At 68.6% G+C, this 7,729-nt stretch carries 6 protein-coding genes; 4 read left to right on the top strand and 2 right to left on the bottom strand.

Annotation, left to right across the window (positions count from 1 at the left end):
* Nucleotides 1-143: 143 nt before the first annotated feature.
* Together ABZ027_RS40285 and ABZ027_RS40280 are read right to left on the bottom strand one after the other, a co-directional pair.
* Nucleotides 144-647 (bottom strand): carboxymuconolactone decarboxylase family protein, encoded by a 504-nt coding sequence (locus tag ABZ027_RS40285; RefSeq protein WP_356777531.1) that lies wholly within the window; start codon nucleotides 645-647, stop codon nucleotides 144-146.
* A 70-nt stretch (nucleotides 648-717) separates the two neighbouring features.
* Complete coding sequence (locus tag ABZ027_RS40280; protein WP_356777529.1) at nucleotides 718-1,560, bottom strand: serine/threonine protein kinase; 843 nt, start codon at nucleotides 1,558-1,560, stop codon at nucleotides 718-720.
* A gap of 334 nt (nucleotides 1,561-1,894) precedes the next feature.
* Here ABZ027_RS40280 and ABZ027_RS40275 point away from each other — a divergent pair, with 334 nt between their 5' ends.
* From ABZ027_RS40275 to ABZ027_RS40260, 4 genes are all read left to right on the top strand, one after another.
* Complete coding sequence (locus ABZ027_RS40275; protein WP_356777527.1) at nucleotides 1,895-3,424, top strand: MFS transporter; 1,530 nt, start codon at nucleotides 1,895-1,897, stop codon at nucleotides 3,422-3,424.
* Between the two features lie 682 nt (nucleotides 3,425-4,106).
* Entirely contained in the window at nucleotides 4,107-4,763 is a 657-nt protein-coding gene (locus tag ABZ027_RS40270; protein ID WP_356777525.1) for a YceI family protein, read from the top strand.
* 202 nt (nucleotides 4,764-4,965) lie between these two features.
* A complete protein-coding gene (locus tag ABZ027_RS40265; protein ID WP_356777523.1) occupies nucleotides 4,966-5,478 on the top strand; it encodes a GNAT family N-acetyltransferase in 513 nt (170 codons plus the stop codon).
* Between the two features lie 196 nt (nucleotides 5,479-5,674).
* Complete coding sequence (locus tag ABZ027_RS40260) at nucleotides 5,675-7,729, top strand: discoidin domain-containing protein (RefSeq protein WP_356777521.1); 2,055 nt, start codon at nucleotides 5,675-5,677, stop codon at nucleotides 7,727-7,729.

The raw sequence follows: 7,729 nt of genomic DNA, 5'->3' as shown, positions 1-7,729 counted from the left end.
GGCCGACGACCTGCACACCTACCTCGACCTCACCCTCGACACGCATTACCCCCCGGAGCGCGTCCGCGACATCGCCGAACAGGCCGGGCCGACCGTGCGACGAACCCCGATCGTCCTCCTGAACGGTGGACGAGGCATCGCCGTCAGGCCGATGACGGCGGCGGTGCGGGAACACCGCGCACGGGATGCTTGCTCATGACGGACACCCGGTTGAAGGCGTTGATCGTGATCGCCACCCAGATCACCGCCGATATCTCGTCGTCGGACAGCACCAGCCGCGCCTGTGCCCAGGCGCTCTCCTGCAGCACGCTGTCCGCCGGACGCGTGGTGGCCTCGGCCAGCGCGAGAGCGGCCCGCTCGCGAGGGGTGAACAGCTCGGTGTCCCGCCAGGCCGGGAGCACCCCCAGACGCTGGGCGCTCTCGCCGGCCCGCAGCGCGGCCCTGGTGTGCAGGTTGAGGCAGTACGCGCACGCGTTGATCTGCGACACCCGGATGTTGATGAGCTCGACGAGGAGCCGGTCCAGTCCCGCCGCGGCGGCGACGCCCCGCACGGCCTCGCCCGTGGCGGTCAGGGCGCGGTACGCCTCGGGGCTCTGCTTGTCGACGAAGACCCGTCTGCCGGTGGTCGCCGGTGCCGTATCTGTCACGTGCGCTCCTTGATCGCGATGTCTCGCCGATGGTCTATCACGCGGGCCACCGGGCTTCGTGGACAGGCGGTCAGCGGTGTGCGGGCGCCGGTGGCGTCGCCGCCCCGGGTACGGTCGCCGGGCACGGCGCGGGGGTGCGGCGGGGCAGCAGCGCGAGGTGCTCCTCGTGCACCAGGTTGAACCGCAGGGCCAGCGTCACCAGGTCCTCGCGCTTGGCGCCCACCCGCCCGCCGTCCTTCGGGCCGGACGCCGACAGGTCGTCCTCGTGGACGCTCCGCAGCCGGAGCTTCGCGGACGTCAGATAGTCGATGTGGTAGTTCACCGCCGAGCGGGTCAGGTCACGGCACGACTCCAGGGCACGCAGCCGCTCGACGATCTCTCCGGCGCCGGGCAGGGCCGCACCGGAGGAACTGCGCAGCCTCGGTTCACACAGCGCGACCAGTACCAGGAAGTACTTCGACGTCGGGTCGAGGGAGAAGGGGCTGACGGTCCGCTCCCCGTGGTCGGGTCCCGCCCCGTCCGGCGCGTAGGCGTGCTGCGGTGCGAAGACCTTGAAGGCCGCGGTGCCGTCCAGCGCGGGCAGCACCACTCTGGAGAACTCGAACGGGACAGGGGCGCCGAGCCGTCCGGGCGCGACCTTGATGTACTCGCCGGCTCCTTCGAGGCTCTCCACCACATACGTGGACCCCGCGCTGAAGTTCGACAGGCGCCAGAAGTCTCCGGCGGCCTCGATGCGTCCCGCGTGGCGCGACACCCCCGGATCGGCCAGCACGATGGCCGGCACCTCGCCCGGCGCCCCCCGACCGAAGTCCTGCGTCTCGCCGGGCCCCATGTGGAGCAGCCGCGGCTTCCGGTGAATACCCCGCTGATGTGCCGTGGTGTCGTCGGGCAACTGCACGATAACGGTGTCCATTACACACTTCCCCCGTGGCGGTCATCGAAAATTCTAAAGGCCCGCCGCCTTTCCCGGAGTGCCCCAACAACCCCTTTTCCGCTACCTGTTCTCGACGTGCGCGAATCCTTCGGGATGCTGGGACATCCCGACCAGGTGGAACCGGACACTGCCGGTGCACGCCGCGTAAGGCGTACCGAGTAACGCGTTGTCGTGTGGCGTGAACGACGGTGGCCGATTGCCGACGTGGGGCTTTGCTGTGTGGCATGCGCAAACGTGGGCAGCAGCACTGACGGCGCCGGACGATCGGCGCAGCGCACATGATCTCGGGAGAAAGGCGGTAATCGTGCCACACGTGAATCAAGAGGAGCAGCCGAAGCCGCCGGGCAGGGGGAACCTTCCGAAGTCCGTCGCCAAGCTGCCGCATCAGGTCCGGGAGGAACTGACCCGACGGTTGCGACGCAATAAGCGCGCCTTCCGCGAGGAGGACGTCCAGGTCGTCGAACGGCCGCTGTTGAAGCGCGCGGTCGGCGCCTCGGCGCTCGGCAACTGCATGGAGTGGTTCGACTTCGGCGTCTACAGCTACCTCGCCGCCACCCTCGGCAAGGTGTTCTTCCCCGGCGCCTCGCCGGCCGCCCAGGTCATCTCCTCCTTCGCGACCTTCGCCGCGGCGTTCGTGGTCCGCCCCCTCGGCGGCCTCGTCTTCGGCCCGTTGGGCGACCGGCTCGGCAGGCAGAAGGTGCTCGCCACCACCATGATCATGATGGCGGTCGGTACCTTCGCCATCGGCCTGATCCCGAGCTACCACACCATCGGCATCGCCGCCCCCATCCTGCTGCTGCTCGCCCGCATGGTCCAGGGCTTCTCCACCGGCGGCGAGTACGGCGGCGCCACCACCTTCGTCGCCGAGTACTCCCCGGACCGCCGCCGGGGTTTCCTCTCCAGCTGGCTCGACTTCGGCACCTTCACCGGGTACGCCCTCGGCTCCGCTCTGGTCACCGTCCTCAACCTGCTGCTCACCGACGCCGAGATGCTCTCCTGGGGCTGGCGGATCCCGTTCCTGATCGCCGGGCCGCTCGGGGTCATCGGTCTGTACATGCGGCTCAAGCTGGAGGAATCCCCGGCGTTCCAGCAGCAGTTGGACGAACACGAGAAGAGCCTCGCCCAGGAGTCGACCGGCAGCGAGCTGCGGGCCATCGTCAAGGACCACTGGCGGCCGCTGCTGATCTGCATGGGCCTGGTGCTGCTCTACAACGTCACCAACTACATGGTCACCGGTTTCCTGCCCACGTATCAGACGGAGACGCTGCACCGCTCCAGCAGCTCCGCCGACGTCCTGGTGCTGGTCGGCATGGTGTGGATCGTGCTGCTGATCACCTTCCTCGGCCGGTTCAGTGACCGCGTCGGCCGACGGCCCCTCTACGGTGTGGCGGCGGCCGCGATGATCGTCCTCGCCGTCCCGTCCTTCCTGCTGATCAAGGCGGAGGGAACCTGGCCCCCCATCTTCGGCGTGCTCATCCTCTCCACCCTGCTGGCCTGCTTCGCCGCGCCGAGCGCCGCGACGCTGCCCGCCCTGTTCCCGACCGCCGTCCGCTACGCGGCCATGGGCATCGGCTTCAACTTCGCGGTCGCAGCCTTCGGCGGTACCACGCCACTGGTGACCGAGGCGCTGGTCAGTGTCACCGGCGACGACCTGGTGCCCGCCTACTACCTGATGCTGGCCGGGGTCATCGGCCTGGTGACGGTGAAGTTCCTGCCGGAGAGCGCCCAGGTACCGCTGAACGGCTCGCAGCCGATGGTCGGTTCACGGGAGGAACAGCGGGAACTGATCAGCACCTCCACCGACCTGTACAAGGCCTCACGTCAACACGCCGGAGTCCGATGAGCCGGCCCGGGGGTCGAGGATCGTCTCCCCGGTGCCGCAGCACCTGATATCGCCGTACGACGGACCAGCCCCGACCCCGCAACGGCGCGGTGTCGAGGGTGGGCCGTGCGTCAAGGCCCCGGGTTGCCGTGAGGTGACAGCCGCCCGCCGAACGCGTGTGGGCGCGAGCACCTCCAGCCTGCGGTAAGGTTGATCCAGAACGCGGCGCCGAACTCCCGGTGTCCGACGATGCGTTGGTGGTCCAAGGAAAGACGCCCCGCTTCCTGCGGGGAGATGCAGGTGCAAGGCCTGCCCAGCGCTCCGACAGGAACCCCATCCCGCCCAGCGGGGTGGGGTTCCGCCGTGTCGGTGACCTTTCCTCACCGCCCGGTATCGACCGGAACGAAACCCCGGAAATCCACGAGGACTTCGCGACCCGCGCCCTGGTCGGACTCGACCAGGGGCATTCGCGATATTTGGCCCGGAAAGTCATTGAGGACAGCGCCTGAAGTCGTCGACGACCAGGCTCGCGTCCGCCACTGCGTTTTCCGCTGCTTTCTGGGAGCCGAGTGGCGGGTGTGTGGAGTTTTCGTTCCTCTCTCATGCCGGGAAGGTGCGCGATGTGTGCGGTGTGCCTTTGGGAAGTGCCGGTCATCGGCGCGGACTTGCGGCTGGATCTCCTCGTGCAGTAATCAGGTGAATCATGAACTTGTTCAGCCGTGGCAGCGTGTTCCGACGCTCGGAGTCCGCCGCCCCCCAACCCCCCACCCGGTCGACGGGCGCCGCCTCCGCCGTGCTTCCGGAACCCGGTCTGTCGGCGCTGACCGGAGAATGGGTCATCGACCCCGCACACAGCAGGATCGGCTTCTCCGTGCGGCACGCCATGGTGACCACGGTCCGCGGTGCCTTCACCGAATACCAGAGCCGTCTCTACTTCGACGGACGTGACCCGCATCTCTCGAAGGCGGAGATCATCGTGTCCACCGCCGGCGTCGACACCGGCGTGGAACAACGCGACGCCCACCTGGTGGGCCGTGACTTCCTGGACGCCGCGACCTACCCCCACCTGCGCTTCACCAGCACCGCCGTGGAGGTCCCCGGCAACGATGTCTACCGCATGACCGGTGACCTCACCATCAGGGCCACCACCCGGCCGGTCGTGCTGGAGCTCACTTACATCGGACACGTCACCGACCCCTTCGGGTACGAACGCGTCGGCTTCGACGGGACGACCACCATCAACCGTTCCGAATGGGGTCTGACGTACAGCTCCAAACTCGCCGAAGGCGGCGCCATGGTGAGCGAGAAGGTGCGCCTTCAGCTCGACATCGCCGCGATCCGCGCCATCCCCACCGGCTGACCACGCGGCCGACGACACCGGTGGCCTCGATCCGGTTGAGCTGCCGGACCCCGTGCGGATGGGTGTAGGTCACCCGTCGGCGGGTCCGGTGCTGGCGACCGGTGTCCCCGTGCCTGCCGCCGCGTCCGACCCGTTCCCGGCCCGGTGGGGCCGGAGTTCGGGGCGGCCCGGACTCGCTCAGACGGTATGTCAGGATCCCGGGATGAACGAACTGACGATCCGTCCGCGCGCCGATGACCACATGCAGGGCTGCGTCCAGGCACTCGCCACGGTGCATGCGACAGATCGCTATCCGGTGGATTGGCCTGTCGATCCCGAAGGCTGGCTGACTCCCCGAAGCATGCTCGGTGCCTGGGTGGCCGTGGACAGTTCGGCTGTCCTGGGGCATCTGGTCCTCGCCCGTCCCGGTGAGGCCCTGGCTCTCGCCGTTGGGTTGCCTTCGCGGCGTCTGGTGTCCGTGACGCGGCTCTTCGTCAGTGCCGGTGCCCGCCGACGAGGGGTGGCCGCGAGGCTGCTGGACAAGGCGATCGCGGTAGCCGCAGCGGACGGACTCAGACCCGTTCTGGAAGTCGAAGCCGGGGCGGCCGCCGCCATCAACCTCTATGAACGTGCCGGATGGCGCTGCGTCGGCACTTCCGCAGCCGACTGGACGACAGCCGACGGGCGGGTCGCGCGGATGCGTTCCTATGTTGCCCCCTCGGGTCACCGAACCTGACGAGACGGTCAAACCGAACAGCGCAGGGCGGAACGAGCGCACGCTCATCAGGTCAAGCGTCCCGGACCCTTGACTCGCAATGCGCTCGCCGCGATCCTCGACGCAGATGTTGCGCCGGTCATGACAACTCGATGGGCTGCCCAGGGGCCTTCGTCGACCGTGCCATCCCGCCGATCGAGGGACGTGGGCAGTGACCATGACCAAACGCCCGTACCGTGGACGCAAAGACGTCACCCTGCTGTCGCTGTTACTTCTCGTCCTGGCCATGTCCCTTGGCCCCACCCCGAGTTCGGCGGCCGACGCCGACTGGTGGGTGCCGACCGCGCGCCCGGCGCCGGACTCCCGGATCAACGTGACCGGAGAGCCGTTCACCGGTACGAACGCCCAGGGCGAGGTGCGCGGCTTCGTCGACGCCCACAATCACCTCTTCGCCGACGAGGGCTTCGGCGGGCGGCTCATCTGCGGAAAGACGTTCTCCGAGGCCGGCGTCGCCGACGCGCTCAAGGACTGTCCCGAGCACTACCCCGACGGCTCCCTCGCGATCTTCGACTACATCACGGGCGGCGGCGACGGCAAGCACGATCCGGTCGGCTGGCCCACCTTCAAGGACTGGCCCGCCCATGACTCGCTGACCCACCAGCAGAACTACTACGCCTGGGTGGAGCGTGCCTGGCGCGGCGGTCAGCGGGTGCTCGTCAACGACCTCGTCACCAACGGCGTGATCTGCTCGATCTACCCCTTCAAGGACCGAAGCTGCGACGAGATGACGTCCATCCGCCTCCAGGCGAAGCGGACGTACGACCTCCAGGCTTACGTCGACAAGATGTACGGCGGCCCCGGCAAGGGCTGGTTCAGGATCGTCACCGACAGCGCGCAGGCCCGACAGGTCGTCGAACAGGGCAAGTTGGCGGTCGTCCTGGGAGTCGAGACGTCGGAGCCGTTCGGCTGCAAGCAGGTCCTGGACATCGCGCAGTGCAGCAAGGCCGACATCGACAAGGGACTCGACGAGCTGTACGCGCTGGGTGTGCGCAGCATGTTCCTGTGCCACAAGTTCGACAACGCGCTGTGCGGCGTCCGCTTCGACGAGGGCGGACTCGGAACGGCCATCAACGTCGGGCAGTTCCTGTCGACCGGCACCTTCTGGAAGACGGAGAAGTGCGCCGGCCCCCAGCACGACAACCCCATCGGCACCGCCGCCTCCAAGGCGGAGGACGACCTCCCGGCGGGCGTGGACGTCCCCGCGTACGACGAGGACGCCCAGTGCAACGCGCGCGGACTGACCGACCTCGGTGAGTACGCCGCGCGCGGCATGATGAAACGCAAGATGATGCTGGAGATCGACCACATGAGCGTCAAGGCCACCGGCCGGGTGCTCGACCTCTTCGAGTCGGCGTCGTACCCCGGCGTGATCTCCTCGCACAGCTGGATGGACCTCAACTGGACCGAGCGGGTCTACGGCCTCGGCGGCTTCGTCGCCCAGTACATGCACGGCTCCGAGGAGTTCAGCACCGAGGCGAAGCGGACCGACGTCCTGCGCGACAAGTACCACGTCGGCTATGGCTTCGGCACGGACATGAACGGAGTCGGCGGCTGGCCCGCCCCGCGCGGCGCGGACGCCGCCAACAAGGTCACGTACCCCTTCAAGAGCGTCGACGGCGGCTCCGTCATCGACAGGCAGACCACCGGCAGTCGTACGTGGGACCTGAACACAGACGGTGCCGCGCACTACGGTCTCGTCCCGGACTGGATCGAGGACATCCGGCGCGTCGGTGGCCAGGACGTGGTGGACGACCTCTTCCGGGGCGCCGAGTCCTACCTCGGCACCTGGGGCGGGACGGAGCGGCACCAGGCAGGCGTCAACCTCGCCAAGGGCGCGACGGCCACGGCCAGTTCGGCGGAGTCGAACCCGGTGACCAGCTACGCGCCGAGCCGTGCCGTGGACGGCGACCCGGGCACCCGTTGGGCGAGCGACTGGAGCGACGACCAGTGGCTGCGGATCGACCTGGGCACCACGCACCGGGTCGGGCGGGTCACGCTCGACTGGGAGCGCGCCTACGGGACCTCGTACCGCATCCAGCTCTCCACCGACGGAACGAACTGGCAGAACGTCTGGTCCACCACCTCGGGCGACGGCGGCCTGGACACGGCCCGCTTCACCGCTACCCCGGCCCGCTACGTCCGCGTCCTGGGCCTGGACCGTGGTACGGACTGGGGTTACTCGCTGGCCGAGGTGGGCGTCCACAGCGGCTGA

Origin of the sequence: Streptomyces sp. NPDC006332 (assembly GCF_040612855.1) — a bacterium.
Taxonomy (GTDB): Bacteria; Actinomycetota; Actinomycetes; order Streptomycetales; family Streptomycetaceae; genus Streptomyces.
Note: the sequence above shows the minus strand (reverse complement) of the source record. Positions and strands in the feature narration are given on the sequence as shown.

Bases quoted from the DNA above. Each gene is read 5' to 3' on its own strand.
- ABZ027_RS40280 (WP_356777529.1), bottom strand. From the start codon at position 1,560: ATGGACACCGTTATCGTGCAGTTGCCCGACGACACCACGGCACATCAG.
- ABZ027_RS40270 (WP_356777525.1), top strand. From the start codon at position 4,107: ATGAACTTGTTCAGCCGTGGCAGCGTGTTCCGACGCTCGGAGTCCGCC.
- ABZ027_RS40265 (WP_356777523.1), top strand. From the start codon at position 4,966: ATGAACGAACTGACGATCCGTCCGCGCGCCGATGACCACATGCAGGGC.
- ABZ027_RS40260 (WP_356777521.1), top strand. From the start codon at position 5,675: ATGACCAAACGCCCGTACCGTGGACGCAAAGACGTCACCCTGCTGTCG.